Below are 17,446 nucleotides of genomic sequence, written 5' to 3' on the forward strand. Positions count from 1 at the left end.
ATGTTAACCGATTCTAGATGCTGAATTTTCTTCGGCGATCGGAAAGCCGCTGTGGGTGGTGCAGCGGCTTGCGATGGCAAATCACCCTTTGAGAGTGCGTTCGACGATGTCGCGGACGTCGGTCGAAAGCTCGGCGGCCCGTTCGATTTCCAACAGGGACAAGCGGGCGTGGTCCTGCCGAACCGGCTCCAGGGAGCGCCAGGAGCGCATTGACGTCAGGATGCGGGCCGCCAACTGAGGGTTGCGCCGGTCGATGTCGAGGATCTCGCGGGCGAGGAAGCGGTAGCCTTCTCCATCGGCGCGGCCGAAGCCCGTCGGATTGGCGAAAGCAAAGGAGCCGACAAGCGAACGAACGCGATTGGGGTTGGTCCTCTTGAACAGAGGGTTCTCCATCAGCTTCAGCACCCGATCGAGCGTGCCGGCGCCGGGTATGGTTGCCTGCACCGAGAACCACTTGTCGACGACCAGTGCGTTTTCAGCGAAGCGATCCCGGAAGATCGACAACGCTTCGGCAGCTTCCGCACTGTCCGGAAAGCGGTGCACAAGGATCGTCAGCGCATGCAGCAGGTCGGTCATGTTGTTGGCAGCATCGAAGGCAGCCTTGGTGCGGGCCGGCGAATGCTCCGCGTAGGAGAGGTAGGTCAGTGCAGCGTTGCGCAAGGCGCGGCGACCCGCACTTGTTGCGTCCGGGCTGAAGGCGCCCGGCGTTGTCATCGAACCATAGAGTGCAACGAATGTGTCCCGTCCCGCGTCGGCGAGGTGCTTGATCACCGCCTGGCGTCCGGCATGGATTGCGTCTGGATCGTTGTTGCCACCGAGTTCGCGGGCGATGTCGGCTTCGCTTGGCAGGGCCAGCGCCTGGGCGCGGAAGGCGGGCTCGAGGCCCTCGTCAGCCGCGGCAATAACTAGGGTGTCGACGAATGTCGGCTCAGAAGCGACAGTCTTTCCTTCGCGGGCATCGCGCGCCGCCTTCAGAAGGTTCGGAAGTGCAAGGTCCGTCAGCGCCTGCCAGCGCGCGAAATGGTCTGTCTCGCAGCGGGCAAGCTGGGCGAGGTCGGCGGGCGACTGGTCGAAATGGAGATTGATCGGTGCCGAGAAGCTGCGATTGATCGAAACAACTGGCCGCGTTGGAACGCCGTGGAATACGGCCGTTTGCGTGCGCTCGGTCAGATGCAGCACGCTGCCCGTATACTCCGCACCTTCGACGGAGGCCGGAGCCACGGCGGCACCATCGTCTGCAAAGAGCTGCAGGCTCAGCGGGATGTGCATCGGCTTCTTGTCGGACTGGCCGGGCGTTGCGGGGATCATCTGCTCCAGCGAAAGGCTGAACGTCTTCGCTGCGGGATCGTATGAGCCGGAGGCCGTAACCAGCGGCGTGCCCGCCTGATGATACCAGAGTGAGAACTGTGTAAGGTCGCGTCCGCTGGCGTCCTCGAAGGATTTGACGAAGTCCTCGATCGTCACAGCCTGGCCATCATGACGATCGAAGTAGATGTCCATTCCCTTCTTGAAAGTCTCCTTGCCGAGCAGCGTTGCGATCATTCGCGTAACTTCGCTGCCCTTCTCATAGACAGTCGTTGTATAGAAGTTATTGATTTCGCGGTATTTTATCGGTCGAACGGGATGAGCGAGCGGACCTGCATCCTCCGGGAACTGCTCGGATTTCAGGTGACGAACCTCGGCGATGCGTTTGGCCGGGCGAGAGCGCTGATCGGCCGAGAACTCGTGATCGCGATAGACGGTCAATCCTTCCTTCAGGCACAGCTGGAACCAATCGCGGCAGGTGATGCGGTTGCCAGTCCAGTTGTGGAAGTATTCGTGGGCAATGATTGCTTCGATGTTGGCGTAGTCGCTGTCGGTGGCCGTTTCCGGATCGGCAAGGACGTACTTGTCGTTGAAGACATTGAGCCCCTTGTTCTCCATGGCGCCCATGTTGAAATCGGAGACTGCGACGATCATGAAAATGTCGAGATCATATTCGCGTCCGAAGACGTCTTCGTCCCACTTCATCGAGCGTTTCAGCGCGTCCATCGCATAGGCGGCACGCGGCTCTTTGCCGTGCTCGACATAGATCTTCAGGGCGACCTCGCGACCGGACATCGTCGTGAACGTGTCTTCGATGATGCCGAGATCGCCGGCGACGAGCGCGAAGAGATAGCTCGGCTTGGGATGCGGATCGAACCAGGCGGCAAAGTGTTTGCCTTCGCCATAGCCGGCGCCGCCGAGGAAATTGCCGTTCGACAGCAGCAGCGGATTGGCGGCCTTGTCGGCAATGATATTGACCGTGTAAGGGGCCAGGACGTCGGGGCGGTCGGGGAAATAGGTGATGCGGCGGAAGCCCTCTGCCTCGCACTGCGTGCAGTAGATGCCGCCGGTGCGGTAGAGGCCCATCAGTTTCGTATTGGCTTCGGGGTTGATGATCGTTGTGATCGTCAGTTCGAACGGATCGGATGCCGGTAGATCGCGCACTGTCAGGCTTTCCGGCGTCACGGTGTATTGGCCCGCCGGCGTTTCCATCTGGTCGAACAGCAGGCCGGAAAGCGCAAGTTCATCGCCATCGAGCACCAGCGAGGCCTTGGGATCGACGCCTTCGCGGCGATGGAAGATCAGTCGTGCTTCGACCTTGGTTTCAGTCGGATCGAGTTCGAAGGTAAGGTCCACGCGTTCCAGAACGAATTCGGTGGGCTGGTAGTCTGCCAGATTGATGACCTGGCCGGTATCTGTACGCATGATGTTCCCTGAAGACCTTGAGCGGATGACTGCTTCGTCTGCGGAGTGGGCACTCCGCCACAAATTTTGAGGGCATGATTACATTAAAGTCTGAACTAAAGTTAAAGCGAAATCGCGGCAGCGGAAGATTTGGAGACACTGGAAGCGGCTATATGTGGGCGGATCTGGGAATGGGATTTGAGGCTGATGGCTGCTTTGATCCTCCTCGTCTTGAGTTCGCTGAACGACGATTCTGCGTCGTATTTACAGCGCTCAGATCTCGGGATTTGTACCAAACCCCTCGGTCGCCACGCCTATCGAGCGTGGCGTGGCGACCATCTGGTCTGCTCGGTGGCTCTGTAAACTTTCCGATTTTCTATCTGTTCATTCGTCACAACGACTGTCACAGTCACGCTGCGTCGAGTCTGGCGCGTTCTCCTGTCTCAAAACAGCAATACAAGAGTGCAAGACATGCGGTCGGCTACGGTAAACCCGATGAGGGGCATTGCGTTCAAGGTCGGCTCGGTTGTTGTCTTCCTTGCAATGCAGACCTTCATCAAGCTTGCCGGCAGCGACATCCAGCCGGGGCAGGTGACCTTCTGTCGTTCCTTCTTTGCGCTGTTTCCGATCATGGCCTACCTGGCCTATCGCGGGCAGCTGCGATCGGCATTTTATACGGCCAATCCGATCGGACACCTGAAGCGGGGGACGCTCGGCATCATATCGATGGGACTAGGCTTCTACGGGCTGCTGCACCTGCCGCTGCCGGAGGCGATTGCGCTCGGCTACGCGATGCCGCTCGTCGCGGTGATTTTTGCGGCACTGTTCCTCGGTGAAACCGTACGAATCTACCGCTGGAGTGCGGTCCTTTTCGGAATGGTGGGCGTGGCGATCATATCCTGGCCGAAGCTCACCCTTTTTCGCGAGGGCGGCATCCATTCCGAGCAAGCGATCGGTGCGATCACGGTGCTGCTGGCTTCCGTGCTCGGCGGCATGGCGATGATTCAGGTGCGGCGACTGGTGGAGGAAGAGAAGACGGCCACAATCGTTCTCTATTTTTCGATCATTGCCACAGTGTTCTCGCTCGTGACGGTTCCGGTCGGTTGGCAGGTGCTTGATCTGAAACCGCAATTGCTTCTCGTTGCAGCCGGCTTCTGCGGCGGCGTGGCGCAGATCCTGTTGACGGAGAGCTATCGGCACGCAGATGTCTCGACGGTTGCTCCGTTTGAGTACACATCGATCGTCATCGGAAGCGTCATCGCCTATTTTGTATTTGGCGATGTCCCAGGCGGCAGCACGCTGATGGGGACTGCAATTGTCGTGGCAGCCGGGATATTCATCATCTACCGCGAGCACCAACTTGATCTGGAGCGGCGCGCCGCCCGGCAAGCCGGATCGTGAAAACCGCGCCTCAATCTTATCTTTGTGATCGTGTCGCTGAAGTTCTCTCGTTATGCGGGAGGATTTCGAACGAAATAGTGACGTGTCCGAACGTTTGCTGCGTCTTATGAGCTTGACGAAGCTTCATTTATTCGCGAATGCGCATGTTATGGGTTGATCGGACGGCGTGGTGCCTGGGGTGCCGACGCCGGGCATGTGCGCGTCGGGAGAAAAATGCCTTTTAGTGCCGAAGACTTGGTTGCGAACCCGCAGTTCATCCTAGCCATTCGTTTCCACGCGAGGCGCATGCGCGGCATGTTCGATGCTGGCCCGCGACTGGCACGATTGCTTGCATCCCAGCAACGCTGGCTGCTGACGCAGACCGCCTTTGCCCTTGCGATGGAGCGCGATCCTGCTGATCCGGCCTCAGGCTTCACTGCCGTGCGGCTGACGGACGAGATCACGTCCCGCAAGGTGGCCAGCCGCAACACGGTGCTGAGCTTCATCGACGAACTCTTCACCTGCCGCTTCATCGCCTACGAGCCGGGGGCGGAGCGGCGGCGCCCCCGCCAGTTCGAGCCGGCAGAGATCAGTCATCAGGCGATGTTTGGCTGGCTGGTCTCGAACCTGGGAGCCCTTGATCTGCTGGATGGCGGAAGCCGGGTTGCCCATGTTGAGGCCCACCCTGAATTGATCCGCATCATGCAGCCGAGGATCGCGCGCAATTGCCTTCAGGATCCGCAGTGGCGGGAGCCCTCAGAGCATGTGGCGCTTTTCCTGTGGAACGATGCTGGCGGGCTGATCGTCGATCATCTTGTCTCCCGGATCGATCTGGAAGGAAATGACCCCGACCGCGTCGTGGTCGGTCATCTCGACAGTCGCGCCCTGGCGGCGGATTTCATGATATCGCGCACGCACTTGCAGCGGCTTTTCGCCAAGGCGGCGCAGCAAGGATCTCTTGGCTGGAATGCGACCGACAGGAAACCTGTACTCTGGATCTCGCGCTCGTTCGTCGAGCAGTACAGTCTGTGGCAAGCGATCAAGTTCGCCTATGTTGATGAGGCGTTCCACTGGGGGACGAGATAGTGCGGCAAGGCGCGGCCGACTGAGAGGCCAGATCGGCGAGAATCGCGCTTGGTGATACGGCGCGCAATGGGGCAAGAGGCCAGCAAATGCCAGCCTCGACCTCAGTATTGCTGGAAATCCGCAAAGATCGTGGCGGGACGCGCGATGCGCCCGCTGGCGCCAGTCCCACGAGCAACCATCTGCTCGTTTGTGGCGAAGCCGATGCGGCTGTAGCTTTGCGTTGTGCGACCCTGCTCATTGGCAAGGCGAAGGGTTTCAAACCCGCAGTGGATAGAACGAAAACGTGCAGTCATTGCCTTGGTTCCTGTTGATTCCTCCCAAGACACACCACAATATTGCACTGCAACATGAGGTTTTCAATGCATTAGAATAAGCGGCAGGTATGCATAAATCGCATGGATATTTTCATAAAACGTTTAGATTTGCCTATTTGGCGGGCATATTAGAGTGCTGCCAGTTTGGCCTGAAAAGCCAAAAGGTCGTTCCAGGCCAATCGTTTGTTGACCGGTGCCGTCAATAGATCTTGCGGATGCAATGTCGCGATCGCAGGAACGATGCGGTTTGCGACCGCGATCTCCCGCCATTGCCCGCGCAAGCCGTGAATCGTATCGGTCTCGCCGAAAAAGACCCGGGCGGCAAAATTGCCGAGCACGAGAATCGCCTTCGGCCCGGCAAGCGCGATCTGCCGCTCGATGAAAGGACGGCAGATATCCATCTCGGCGGTCGACGCAATGCGATTGCCAGGTGGTCGCCAGGGAATGACCTGCGTCAGCACTATGGCATCGCGCTGTAGGCCGATCGCCGCGAGCATTTTGTCGAGCAGTTGGCCAGGTCGCCCGGCAAAGGGTTGGCCTTCACGATCGTCGTCGGCCCCTGGCGCCGAACCGATGACCATGATCCCGCTTGCCGCATCGCCGCTAGCGACGATCGTCGAACGTGCGCTGTGCTTGAGATTGCATCCATTGAATGCCTCGATCGCCGTTTTCAGCTCCGGCAGCGAACGGGCGCTTTCGGCCGCGAACCGTGCCTGTTGCACTGCCTCGCCATCGGGGATCGAAGGCTGCGGCCGCAAAGCCGCACGCTCGGAGGCAGGGGCGTTCCTTTGCGTCGCCTGAACTGCCGGGCGGGCCGAGGTTTCCCGAGCTTCGGTGGCCTGCGGCGACGAGGCCGCGCTCCGCTTAGCCGCCTTCATCGCCTCGAACTCAGCGAAACGATCGACGGCTTCCTCTTCGAGCAGCCATTCCACGCCCGCTTCGGCATGGAAATGCAGAAGCGCGGCGAGTTCGCCCGGAGAAAGTTCGTTGACGCAGATCATGGCAGCGACTTTAGCGAAGCCGCGACGTCAAAGAAAGAGCGCGGTGGCCGCACGACGACCTATTGCACCGTCCATTGCGTGATGTCCTCGCGCTCGCCGATCAGAGCCAAGCCGTGCGCGATGGAAAGGAGCTCGCCGCCTGTCTCGATGCGGTCCTTGTCGAAGCGTTCGGTAAAGATTCGACGCACAGCCGGGACAAACGACGTGCCTCCCGTGAGGAACACCTTATCGATCATGTCTGATGTCGTGTTTGTCTTTTCCAGCACCTCATCAAGCGCCGTTTCGATTCGCGCGAGGTCATCTGCAATCCAGGTTTCGAAATCGGCCCGGCGGATTGTCCGGTGGCCACCGCGACCGAGGGGGGCAAAGTCGAAGGCAGCCTCGTCGGCCGCGGAGAGCGCCATTTTCGTGGCCGATACGGCCTGATAGAGTGGATAACCCTCGTCGTGATCGACCAGATCGATGAATGTCTCAAGCTTCTCGGGTTCGAGTGCCACACGTACGAGCTTTTTGAGATCCTCGAACTCGCGCGATGTCTTGAAGATGGAGAGCTGATTCCAGCGGCCGAAGCTCGAATAGTAGTTCGTCGGGACTTCAAGGATCTTGTCGAAACTCTTGAAATGGCTCCCCTTGCCGATCTGCGGGGCCACGATGTTGTCGATCATGCGATAGTCGAAGTGGTCGCCGGCAATTCCCACGCCCGAATGACCGATCGGGGTTGCTGTCAGTTTTCCGCCGACCGTTTCGAAGCGGATGAGCGAATAGTCGGTCGTACCACCACCGAAGTCGGCGACAAGCACAGTGGCGTCCGACTTCAGATTCTGCGCAAAGTAGAATGCCGCCGCCACGGGTTCGTAGACATAGTGAACCTCGGGAAAGCCGAAGCGAGAAAGCGCCTCGTTGTAGCGCTCTGTCGCCAGAACCGGTTCGGGGTTCGCGCCGGCAAAATGCACCGGGCGGCCGGTAACGATGCGCTTGACATCAGACGGCCAGTTGTCACCGGCGTAGTTGCGCAGGCGCCGAATGAAGACCTCCATCAGATCCTCGAAACTGTGACGCTTTGCGTAAATGAGTGTGCCCTGGAACAGAGCGCTTGCCGCAAAGGTCTTGATCGATTGCAGGAACCGACAATCGCCCGGATTGTCGATGAACTGCCGGATCGCGGCGTGGCCGGCCTCGACCTTCAAGGCGGAGGCGCCGAGTTGCGGATCCTTCATGAAGGACAATGCAGTGCGCATGCTGTCGGCGCCGCCGGCTGCGCTCGTGAAGGCCATCGAATGCGTCGTCTGCCCGTCCGCCGTCGCCAAAACTGTGTTGGTTGTGCCGAAGTCGAATCCCAGCGCCTGAGCCATGCTCGCACCTCATCATGCCGATTGTTTTTTGGGAACGGAGGCAGGCTCCGCAAAGGCGCGCAACGACGCGCCCGATTTCAACGAGGGCGCGTGATGCCACAGAGGCCGTCGTTATTCAAGACTTGGAGCGAAAAATGCAGCGGGCGCCATTGGCGCCCGTTTGTCTTTCATTCGGCTGCCATTGCCTGAGGCACTTGCTCGTTGTCCTCGGCTTTCTTCCTGCGTCCAAAGCTGAGGAGCCAATCGCTGAGCCTACCCATCTCGACGAAAATCACCGGGGTGATGAACAGTGTCAGCGCTTGCGAAACGACAAGACCGCCGACGACGGCAATGCCGAGCGGCTGGCGAAGTTCCGAGCTTGCCCCAGTCCCAAGAGCGATCGGAAGCGCACCGAGGAGGGCGCAGAAGGTCGTCATCATGATCGGGCGGAAACGTCGGACGCAGGCTTCGTGGATCGCTTCCGATGGCGACATGCCATTGCCGGAGCGCAGGTTCTCCAGCGCTACGTCGATCATCATGATCGCGTTCTTCTTGACGATGCCGATCAGCATGAGCAGGCCGATGAGGGCGATGATAGAAAGGTCGAAGCCCATCACTTTCAGCGCCAGCAACGCGCCCAGTGCTGCGGCCGGCAAGCCGGAGAGAATCGTCAATGGGTGGATGAAGCTCTCGTAGAGCACACCCAGCACGACGTAGATCGTCAGCACGGCTGCCAGGATCAGGAGCGGGGTGTTGCCCTGAGACTGCTCGAATATCTGCGCAGTGCCGCCGTAGGACGTGAAGACGTCCGCGGGCATGTCGATGTCTTTCTTGATTTGATCGATTGCCGCTGTGGCGTCACCAAGCGCCTCGCCTGCAGGCAGGTTGAAGGAAACCGTCGTCGAGACAAGCTGGCCGGTCTGGTTGATGGTCACCGGGCCGGTCGTGCGCTGAACGGTCGCAAAGTTGGACAGGGGAACCAGGGCGCCACTGTTGGACGCGACGCGGATTTCCTGAAGCCTCTGATCGTCCCATGGCTTGCTGGTGTCGTATTCCACGATCACATCGTAGCTGTCGCCAGTCGACTGGATCTGCGCAGCCGTATATCCCCCAAAGGCTTCCTGCAGGGTCGTCCGCAGCTGTCCGTCGGTAATGCCGAAGGCCGCGGCCTTCTCCGTATCGACGACGATATTGGCCTGCAACGCGTTGTTTTGGGCGTCGGAAGTGACGTCGGTGAAGCGCGGGTCGGCCCGCATCGCCTGCTGAATCTTGTTTGCCCAAAGGTTCGTCTGATCGGCGCTCAGCGCCTGGACGACGAGTTGGTATTGGCTCGCAGTCTGGCGGCCGCCGAAGCGGAGGCTTTGCTGGGGCGTAATATAGGCCTGCAATCCGGGGATCTTGCTGATGCTCGCCCGCAACTCCCTCAACGTCTGGTCAAGCGGTGGGCGCTGATCCTTGTCCTTCAATTCGACATACATCGTGCCATTGTTGAGCGGGCTGCGCGCATTGCCGCCAACGATCGACATGACGTGGTTGACGGCAGGGTTTTGCTTCACGAGTTCCGCCGCCTGGTTCTGCAGCGCCTGCATCGCCGGATAGGAGATATCCTGACGAGCGCGCGTCGAGATGTTCAGGCGACCGATATCCTCCGTGGGGAAGAAGCTCGCCGGCAGCGTCATGAACAGATAGATGGTCAATCCGACAGACGCCAGGAACACCGCAAGAACCGTTGGGCGATGCTTCAAGCACCAGCCGACCGATTTCTCGTACCCCCGGACCGTTCGTTCGAAGCCGGCGTCGAACCAGCGGATAAAGAACGGCGGGCGCTCGTGGCCGCTGCCGAGACGGGACGCGAGCATGGGGGTTACCGTGAGCGACACGATTGCGGAGGCCACGATTGCAATCGCAACGACCATGCCGAACTCGTTGAAGATGCGGCCGACCACGCCACCCATCAACAGGATCGGAATGAACACCGCGATCAGCGACACCGACATCGAAATGATCGTGTAGCTCACTTCGCCGGCACCCTTGATCGCTGCATCGAGAACCGGCATGCCTTCCTCGACATGCCGGAGAATGTTTTCCAGCATGACGATCGCGTCATCGACGACGAGGCCGACCGCAAGTGTCAGGCCAAGCAGCGAGATGTTGTCGATACTGTATCCCAGCGCGTACATCATGCCGAAGGTGGAGATCAGCGACAGCGGCACCGCGAGCCCGGGAATGATCGTCGCCGTCAGATGGCCGGTAAAGAGGTAGATGACCAAGACGACGAGGCCGATCGTCAGGAACAGCGTGAACTTCACGTCGCTGATGGCATCGCGGATCGGCTTGGCCGAATCGTTCATGACCTTCGTCGATACCGACGCCGGAATCTCCGCGTGCAGCCCCGGCAGCTTCGCGTTGATCGCATCGACCACCTCAACGGTGTTCGCATCGGGCTGACGCTGAATGGCGAGGATGATGCCGCGATTGCCGTCGTACCAACTGCCTGTATAAAGATTCTCGACGCTATCTTGCACATCAGCAACATCGCCGAGATGGATCGGCGCGCCATTCGGGTTGGCGATCACCAGTGTCCGGAATTCGCCGGCATTGGTACGCTGGGTATTGGCATTGATCGTCATGCTCTGCGTGTCGTTCTGCAGAGAGCCGACCGGAACTTGGCTGTTGGCCGCAGCCAGCGCCTGGTTGACCGTGTCGATGCCGATGCCGCGGTTGAGAAGCTTGTTGGGGTCGACCTCGACCCGCACCGCGTAGGTCTGCGCGCCGAATACCGAAACCTCCGCGACACCGGGAAGCGTCGAAAGCGACGGCGAGATGATGTCCTCGGCAATCTCATCGAGCTTGCTGCGGGGCATGGTATCGCTCTGCACGGCAAGCAACATAACGGGTGCGTCGGCAGGATTTGTTTTTCGGTAGCTCGGCGGCGTCGTCATGTTGTCCGGCAACTGACGCGTCGCATGCGAGATCGCCGCCTGAACGTCGGCGGCTGCGGCGTCGATGTCACGGTTGAGGTCGAACTGCAGGACGATGCTCGCATTGCCGAGCGAGTTTGTGGCGCTGATCTCGCTGATTCCGGGAATTGTCTGGAACTGCTTGATCAGCGGCGTCGCCACCGAGGTCGCCATTGTCTGCGGCGAGGCACCGGTCAGGGCGGCCGAGACGTTGATCGTCGGGAAGTCCACCTGCGGCAGGGCTGCCACCGGTACCAGCTGATAGCCCGCAAGGCCGGCAAGCACGACGCCGATGGCAAGCAGCGTCGTCGCGACAGGACGTCGGATACAGAAATTCGGTATCATTCTTCCGTGCCCGCTGTGAGGATTTCGGTCTTGTTTGCGGTGTGGTCCGCGGAGGCAACGTTCAATGCCTTATCGTCAAACTGCTCCTTCACCGGCTGCTGGTCGACAAGTTGTGCCTGTCCCTCGATGATGACGTGATCGCCCTCGGAGAGGCCCTTCGTAATGGCGCTGAAGCCACCGTTTGCTCGTGCCACCGTCACCGGCGTCAGCTGAGACTTGCCGTCGCGCACTACAAAGGCGAAGAAGCCGTCGGCGCCCGGACTGACCGCGACGGTCGGGACTACAACCTGCTGCTCATTGTTGTTGAAGTGGACGACGATGTTGACCGATTGGCCGGGCCAGAGGGCGCCGGACGCGTTCTCAAACTTCGCCTTCGCAAGGATGGTGCCGGACGCCGGATCAACGGTGTTATCGTAGAAGCTGATGTGACCCTGGCGGGGCTTGCCCTTGTCCGATTGGGGAACGGTGCTGACGTCCACTGGTCCTGCGGCGAGTGCAAGCTTCAACTGCCGCAAGTCACGCTCTTGCAGGTGGAACTTCACATAGATCGGATCGTATTTTGCGATCGTTACGATCGCCGAGCCGGCATTCAGAAAAGCTCCGGGGCTGACGGCAATATCACCAAGGCGTCCGTCGAAGGGCGCGCGGATATCGGTATGTTCGAGCAGGACCTGATCGGCAGCGAGCGCCGCCTTGTCTGCTTCAACCGTGGCCGATGCTGTGTCGCGCGCTGCCTTTGCCTGATCATAGCTTTGCTGTGTGCCGGCCTTTGAGCTCAGCAAGTCGTTGGCACGTGCCAGTGCAGTTTCGGCCTCTGACAGGGTGGCCTTGTCGCGGACGACCATGGCGCTGTCCTTGTCGACCGTTGCTTGCGCCGTGCGGGCATCAAGCTCGGCGATGAGGTCTCCCTGTTTTACGGTGGCGCCGTCCGACGCGAGGATTTTGGTAACGATCCCCTGTTCCTGGGCCGCGATCGTCGTGTTGTCGTCCGCGTCCGCCCAGCCCGAAGCCGTGACGTCTCGGGGCAGGGTGGTCTTCACCGCAGCGACAGTCTTTACCAGCGTCGGTCCGCCATTGCGGTTCCGGCCCTTGCTGCTGCCCTTCTGATCACCGGATTTCTGGGATGCATCGCCGGCCGTTGGGTGACTGCCGTCGGCGGCATCAGCCTGCTGCGGCGTCTTGGGTAAAAATTGCGAAAGATAAGGGATGCGTTCCCTATATTGCCATGCGCTAACGCTGGCAGCAGCGATGATGCAGACCGTGACCAAAAATTTCTTCATGAGCGAGACCGGGTTGGGGCAAATTGCGCGTAAATCCAGGCTCTATTGAACCACGCTTATTACGGCGCAAAAAAGACACAATTTCCCAACCGTCCATCACTAAGTGGTTATAATAGCTTAAATTTCTGTAATGAAAGAATGTGCTGATATGGCCGTTCGTAGGCATCACCAAGGTTCGGCCGCACACATTTTCGCAATTTCCCTTTTGCAATCAGACGGATCGCGCCGCGCCGCCATCGCAGCGCACAAGGCTGCCGGTAATGTAGCTCGCCGGCTGGCTGCAAAGAAAGGCAGCCGTTGCTGCGAACTCTTCCACCGTTCCGTAGCGACCGACGGGAATCGCCGCTTCCTTTGCCGTGCGGATGTCATCGAGGCTTTTGCCGGTGCGCTTGGCTGTGGCGCCATCGAGATCGTCAAGCCGGCCAGTCAGGATGCTCCCGGGAAGCAGCAGGTTCGAGGTGATTCCAAAGCGCCCGATCTCCGTTGCCAGCGTCTTGCTCCAACCAGCGAGGGCAGGGCGCAGGGTGTTTGAAAGGGCAAGATTGGCAATGGGTTCGATAACGCCCGATGATGCGACGGTGAGAATGCGCCCCCAGCCTTGTTCCTTCATGGATGGCAACAGTGCATTGGTGAGCGCAATGACCCGCAGGACCATAGAGAAGAAATAGGCCTCGAGCTTCTCGGGCGTCATGTCCTGCGTCGTTCCCGGCGTCGGGCCGCCGGTATTGTTGACCAGAATATCGATGCCGCCGAACTTGTCGCGCACCGCGGCGGCCACTATTTCCACGAAAGTCTCATCGGAAAGATCGGCCCAGATCCAATCCGCCTTACCTTTCCCCTCGGCATTGATCGCGCGACAGTTTGCCTCCAGCGTCTCGCCGCTGCGCCCGCAGAGAAGAACATGTGCGCCCTCACGCGCCAAAGCCACCGCGATGCCGTGACCCAATCCGCGCGATGACGCCAAGACGAGTGCGCGCTTGCCTTTGATGCCAAGATCCATGCCATATTCCTCCAGTTGTCCATCTCTCTATATGGTGGTGCAAAAGCCGATGAAAGTGGCGGACGGCCATTTTGCTATTTGACGTTTACGTAAACTGCATATAATTCTTTGAGGCCAGAAATGCCGTTGCGCGAATTGGGGGATTGGCTGTCGTTTCCCGGCTCGACAATGGCTCCCTGTTTTGCCAAGAGATAATCCCATTACGGGGGAATGTGGCAGCAATGTCGGCCGAGCGGAGATGGATGCATGACTGATACGAATGAACTGCCCGAGCGCGAGAGCATGGAATTCGACGTGGTGATCGTCGGTGGCGGTCCTGCGGGGCTTTCCGCTGCGATCCGTCTGAAGCAGGTCAATGCGGAGCTGTCGGTCGTCGTGCTCGAGAAGGGGGCCGAAGTCGGCGCGCATATCCTGTCGGGGGCCGTCGTCGATCCCATCGGCATCGACCGTCTGCTGCCCGGCTGGCGCGACGAGGCCGACCATCCGTTCAAGACGGAGGTGACGGACGACCACTTCCTGGTGCTCGGTCCGGCCGGTTCGGTGCGCTTGCCGAACATCCTGATGCCGCCGCTGATGAGCAATCATGGCAATTATATCGTTTCGCTTGGCAATGTCTGTCGCTGGCTCGCCACCAAGGCGGAAGAACTCGGTGTCGAGATCTATCCGGGCTTTGCCGCAACCGAAGTGCTCTACAACGATGCGGGTGCCGTCATTGGTGTCGCCACCGGCGACATGGGCATCGAGAAGACCGGCGAGCCCGGTCCGAACTACACCCGCGGCATGGAATTAACAGGCAAGTATGTGCTGATCGGCGAAGGCGTGCGCGGCTCGCTCGCCAAGCAGCTGATTGCCAAATTCGATCTGTCGAAGGATCGCGAACCGCAGAAGTTCGGCATCGGCATCAAGGAACTCTGGCAGGTCAAGCCCGAACACCACAAACAGGGCCTCGTGCAGCACTCCTTCGGCTGGCCGCTCGGCATGAAGACCGGCGGCGGCTCCTTCCTCTATCACCTGGAAGACAACCTCGTTGCCGTCGGCTTCGTCGTCCACCTGAACTACAAGAACCCCTATCTCTATCCGTTCGAGGAATTCCAGCGCTCCAAGACGCATCCGGCGATCCGTGGAACCTTCGAGGGGGCTAAGCGGCTGTCCTATGGGGCACGCGCCATCACCGAGGGCGGCTACCAGTCGGTGCCGAAGCTTTCCTTCCCCGGCGGCGCTTTGATCGGCTGTTCGGCCGGCTTCGTTAACGTGCCGCGCATCAAGGGCAGCCACAATGCGATGCTGTCGGGCATGCTGGCGGCGGACCGGATCGCTGCGGCGATCGCGGCGGGCCGCGCCAATGACGAGGTCGTCGAGATCGAGACCGACTGGCGCTCAAGCGACATCGGCAAGGACCTGAAGAGGGTGCGCAACGTCAAGCCGCTGTGGTCGAAGTTCGGCACCGCGATCGGCGTGGCGCTCGGCGGTCTCGACATGTGGACGAACCAGCTCTTCGGCCTTTCGATGTTCGGCACGCTGAAGCACGGCAAGACCGATGCGGCGTCGCTGGAACCGGCCTCCAAGCACAAGCCGATCACCTATCCGAAGCCCGATGGCGTTTTGACCTTCGACCGTCTGTCCTCAGTGTTCCTGTCGAACACCAACCATGAGGAAGACCAGCCGGTGCACCTCCAGGTGAAGGACATGGCGCTGCAGGTATCGTCCGAGCACGACATCTATGCCGGTCCCTCGACCCGCTACTGTCCGGCCGGCGTCTACGAATGGGTGGAGAAGGATGGCAAGGAGACCTTCGTCATCAACGCCCAGAACTGCGTCCACTGCAAGACCTGCGACATCAAGGACCCGAACCAGAACATCAACTGGGTGCCGCCGCAGGGCGGCGAGGGGCCGGTCTATCCGAATATGTGAGGAGCAGGCATGAGCGAGACGCCAGCCTGCATCATACGTCAGGCACGTCTCGACGAATTGCCGCGTCTGAACGAGATCGAAATAGATGCCTTCGCAACATTGGCGGAGGCGCTCGGCGTCGTGCGGGAACCGCACACATTGCCGCGTGATGTCTTGCAGCGATCGCTCGATGCGGGCCTCCTGCTTGTGGCCACCGATGACGAGGATCAATCGATCGCCTTTCTCGCGGCTGAGGATATTGAAAGCTCGCTTTACGTGATCGAGTTCGATGTTTGCCAGGCTTGGCAGCGCAGAGGAACCGGACGGCGCTTGATGCTGGCAGTGATCGAAATGGCCCGTGCGGGCGGTTTCTCAGGGGTGACGCTGACGACCGATCGCGATGTGCCCTTCAATGCGCCATTCTATGCTTCTCTGGGCTTTATGGAGCCGGAATCCGAGGCAATGCCGCAGTTTCTGCAGAAGAAGCTGGACTATGAGATCGATACCGGGATGGATCCTGATCGACGGATCGCGATGGTGCTCGCCTTTGGAGAGGCGTAGCGTTCAAAGGAACGAGCCGGCGGAGTGACCACCGGCTCGAAGGGTGCTTTGCGACACTACCTGCGCGATGCAATGCCGGTCGAAAGGGCAACGCCAATCCCGGTGACGACAGCGGCAGCAATCTCCGCAATCCCGATCTCCTCCCCAAGCAGCACGCCGCCGCCGATGGTCGCCAGCACCGGCGTGATCGCCGTGAAGGCGGCAGCCTGCGTCCCGCCCAGCGCATGCACGGCAAGGCCATAGGCGACAGTCGCGGCAAGGCCGGAAAGGATGCCTTGGCTCAACATCTGCAGGCCGACTTCGGCAAGCGGTGCGCTGGTAATCGAGGTGCCGAAGACGATGGCAAGGCCAACATGGATCAGGCATGACCAGATGGCGATCAGCGCGCTGGCCTGCACGGCGGTCAAGCCCGAGCGACGGAAGGCGTGCGTGTAGCTTGCCCACAGAATTGCCCCCATCGGCAGCAGGACGAAGCTGCTCCAGGGCAAGGCTGCACCGGCAAGGCTGCGGACAAGCAAGATGCCGACGCCCGTGACAATCGCTGCCAAGCCGAGCAGCCGTATGAAGTCCGGTCGTTCACGGAAAACGAAGATGCCGATGAGGGCCGCGGCGAGCGGCATCGAACCGCCGAGCAGGATGCCGGCCGCAGATGCAGGGGTCGAATGAATCGCCGATGTGGTCAGCTGGAAGAAGACGGCTCCTGCACCGGCGACCATTGTCGCGAGCAGACCAAGCGGCACGCCCTTCGGCAGCAAGCCGGTCTTCAGCCAGACGGGCGCCAGCACGAGGGCTGGAATGCCGTAACGGATCAGGCCGATATCGATTGTTCCAAGCTGCGTCGCCGCACTGTGGCGGGTCGCCAAGATCCACGCCGCCCAGATCAGGACCGTGACGACGGCACCTGCATATCCAACAGATGTCGAAGTGGACTTTTGATTGTTTGTGAAGGCAAGGACGCTCATCGATCTCTCCTCTCATGATCGTCCCGGAGGCTGTCCGGTTGAGAGAAGAATAGGCGGAAACGGCAAGGCATGTCCTTGCTATCCATGCCATCAAAATGCTGGTATGAGCAATCATCTGCCAAAATGATAAGAGGATTTTACAGATAGTGCCAAAGCTGGATAATTTCGATCTGGCGATATTGAAATGCCTGCAGGAGGATGCGCGCGCAACCAACGTGGAGATCGCCCAGAAGGTCAATCTGTCGCCGTCGCCCTGCCTGCGTCGAATCCGCAACCTCGAAAAGACCGGCGTCATCCGCGGCTACCGCGCCGACATCGACCGCAAGGAAGTCGGTCTCGGCTTGACTGTTTTTGTCGAACTCAAGGTCGCCCATCACAGCCGCGAGAACGCGCAAGCGCAGGAGGCGGCGTTGCTCGCCATTCCCGAGGTGGTCTCGTGTTTCCTGATATCCGGAACGGCGGACTTCCTGGCCGAGGTCGTGGTCGAGGACCTTGCTGCCTATGAGCGGCTGCTGACGGACACATTGCTGACCTTGCCGAATGTCAGCGATATCCGCTCGAACTTCGCCATCCGCAGCATGAAAACCCATGGCGCTTTGAAGCTGCCTGGGCCGAAATAAAAACAGG

At 60.0% G+C, this 17,446-nt stretch carries 13 protein-coding genes; 5 read left to right on the forward strand and 8 right to left on the reverse strand.

The features are described 5' to 3' along the window. Positions 1-81: 81 nt before the first annotated feature. Positions 82-2,730, reverse strand: coding sequence for an aminopeptidase N (pepN, locus tag WGT02_RS07305; protein ID WP_208248532.1), 2,649 nt, complete (start codon positions 2,728-2,730; stop codon positions 82-84). Between the two features lie 450 nt (positions 2,731-3,180). Between pepN and WGT02_RS07310 the strand changes: the two genes are divergently transcribed. Beyond that, on the forward strand, positions 3,181-4,110 hold the full coding sequence (locus tag WGT02_RS07310) for a DMT family transporter (protein WP_024313750.1): 930 nt from the start codon (positions 3,181-3,183) through the stop codon (positions 4,108-4,110). A gap of 213 nt (positions 4,111-4,323) precedes the next feature. After that, positions 4,324-5,175: a hypothetical protein gene (locus WGT02_RS07315; protein ID WP_208248530.1), complete on the forward strand. Its 852-nt coding sequence runs from the start codon at positions 4,324-4,326 to the stop codon at positions 5,173-5,175. Between the two features lie 101 nt (positions 5,176-5,276). Here the strand turns inward: WGT02_RS07315 and WGT02_RS07320 are convergent, their stop codons facing one another. The 6 genes from WGT02_RS07320 to WGT02_RS07345 all read right to left on the reverse strand — a co-directional run bounded on the left by WGT02_RS07320 (position 5,277) and on the right by WGT02_RS07345 (position 13,406). Next, the gene (locus WGT02_RS07320; protein WP_024313748.1) at positions 5,277-5,468 is read right to left on the reverse strand and encodes a hypothetical protein; all 192 of its coding nucleotides are present in this window, start codon (positions 5,466-5,468) and stop codon (positions 5,277-5,279) included. 149 nt (positions 5,469-5,617) lie between these two features. Beyond that, a complete protein-coding gene (locus WGT02_RS07325; protein ID WP_208248528.1) occupies positions 5,618-6,490 on the reverse strand; it encodes a uracil-DNA glycosylase family protein in 873 nt (290 codons plus the stop codon). Positions 6,491-6,549: 59 nt separating this feature from the next. Further along, positions 6,550-7,842, reverse strand: a complete 1,293-nt coding sequence (locus WGT02_RS07330; protein ID WP_024313746.1) for an Hsp70 family protein — start codon at positions 7,840-7,842, stop codon at positions 6,550-6,552. Between the two features lie 167 nt (positions 7,843-8,009). Next, positions 8,010-11,126, reverse strand: a complete 3,117-nt coding sequence (locus tag WGT02_RS07335) for an efflux RND transporter permease subunit (protein ID WP_024313745.1) — start codon at positions 11,124-11,126, stop codon at positions 8,010-8,012. Beyond that, entirely contained in the window at positions 11,123-12,406 is a 1,284-nt protein-coding gene (locus tag WGT02_RS07340; RefSeq protein ID WP_208248524.1) for an efflux RND transporter periplasmic adaptor subunit, read from the reverse strand. Before WGT02_RS07340 ends, WGT02_RS07335 begins: the two co-directional genes overlap by 4 nt. Positions 12,407-12,617: 211 nt before the next feature. Then, entirely contained in the window at positions 12,618-13,406 is a 789-nt protein-coding gene (locus tag WGT02_RS07345; protein WP_024313743.1) for an SDR family oxidoreductase, read from the reverse strand. Positions 13,407-13,652: 246 nt separating this feature from the next. On the opposite strand from WGT02_RS07345, the gene WGT02_RS07350 reads away from it, so the two are divergent. Together WGT02_RS07350 and WGT02_RS07355 are read left to right on the forward strand one after the other, a co-directional pair. After that, positions 13,653-15,317, forward strand: a complete 1,665-nt coding sequence (locus tag WGT02_RS07350) for an electron transfer flavoprotein-ubiquinone oxidoreductase (protein WP_208248522.1) — start codon at positions 13,653-13,655, stop codon at positions 15,315-15,317. 9 nt (positions 15,318-15,326) lie between these two features. Continuing rightward, positions 15,327-15,857, forward strand: a complete 531-nt coding sequence (locus WGT02_RS07355; protein WP_024313741.1) for a GNAT family N-acetyltransferase — start codon at positions 15,327-15,329, stop codon at positions 15,855-15,857. 56 nt (positions 15,858-15,913) lie between these two features. Here WGT02_RS07355 and WGT02_RS07360 read toward each other — a convergent pair whose 3' ends face one another. Beyond that, positions 15,914-16,819, reverse strand: coding sequence for a DMT family transporter (locus tag WGT02_RS07360; protein ID WP_024313740.1), 906 nt, complete (start codon positions 16,817-16,819; stop codon positions 15,914-15,916). 146 nt (positions 16,820-16,965) lie between these two features. On the opposite strand from WGT02_RS07360, the gene WGT02_RS07365 reads away from it, so the two are divergent. Next, positions 16,966-17,439 (forward strand): Lrp/AsnC family transcriptional regulator, encoded by a 474-nt coding sequence (locus tag WGT02_RS07365; RefSeq protein ID WP_024313739.1) that lies wholly within the window; start codon positions 16,966-16,968, stop codon positions 17,437-17,439. Positions 17,440-17,446: the final 7 nt, after the last annotated feature.

Source organism: Rhizobium sp. T1470 (assembly GCF_042140505.1).
In the GTDB taxonomy this organism is placed as follows: domain Bacteria; phylum Pseudomonadota; class Alphaproteobacteria; order Rhizobiales; family Rhizobiaceae; genus Rhizobium; species Rhizobium favelukesii.

What these genes read in the sequence shown, in the direction of transcription:
- pepN (WP_208248532.1), bottom strand. Translation starts at nt 2,730, where the DNA reads ATGCGTACAGATACCGGCCAGGTCATCAATCTGGCAGACTACCAGCCC.
- WGT02_RS07310 (WP_024313750.1), top strand. Translation starts at nt 3,181, where the DNA reads ATGCGGTCGGCTACGGTAAACCCGATGAGGGGCATTGCGTTCAAGGTC.
- WGT02_RS07315 (WP_208248530.1), top strand. Translation starts at nt 4,324, where the DNA reads ATGCCTTTTAGTGCCGAAGACTTGGTTGCGAACCCGCAGTTCATCCTA.
- WGT02_RS07320 (WP_024313748.1), bottom strand. Translation starts at nt 5,468, where the DNA reads ATGACTGCACGTTTTCGTTCTATCCACTGCGGGTTTGAAACCCTTCGC.
- WGT02_RS07325 (WP_208248528.1), bottom strand. Translation starts at nt 6,490, where the DNA reads ATGATCTGCGTCAACGAACTTTCTCCGGGCGAACTCGCCGCGCTTCTG.
- WGT02_RS07330 (WP_024313746.1), bottom strand. Translation starts at nt 7,842, where the DNA reads ATGGCTCAGGCGCTGGGATTCGACTTCGGCACAACCAACACAGTTTTG.
- WGT02_RS07335 (WP_024313745.1), bottom strand. Translation starts at nt 11,126, where the DNA reads ATGATACCGAATTTCTGTATCCGACGTCCTGTCGCGACGACGCTGCTT.
- WGT02_RS07340 (WP_208248524.1), bottom strand. Translation starts at nt 12,406, where the DNA reads ATGAAGAAATTTTTGGTCACGGTCTGCATCATCGCTGCTGCCAGCGTT.
- WGT02_RS07345 (WP_024313743.1), bottom strand. Translation starts at nt 13,406, where the DNA reads ATGGATCTTGGCATCAAAGGCAAGCGCGCACTCGTCTTGGCGTCATCG.
- WGT02_RS07350 (WP_208248522.1), top strand. Translation starts at nt 13,653, where the DNA reads ATGACTGATACGAATGAACTGCCCGAGCGCGAGAGCATGGAATTCGAC.
- WGT02_RS07355 (WP_024313741.1), top strand. Translation starts at nt 15,327, where the DNA reads ATGAGCGAGACGCCAGCCTGCATCATACGTCAGGCACGTCTCGACGAA.
- WGT02_RS07360 (WP_024313740.1), bottom strand. Translation starts at nt 16,819, where the DNA reads ATGAGCGTCCTTGCCTTCACAAACAATCAAAAGTCCACTTCGACATCT.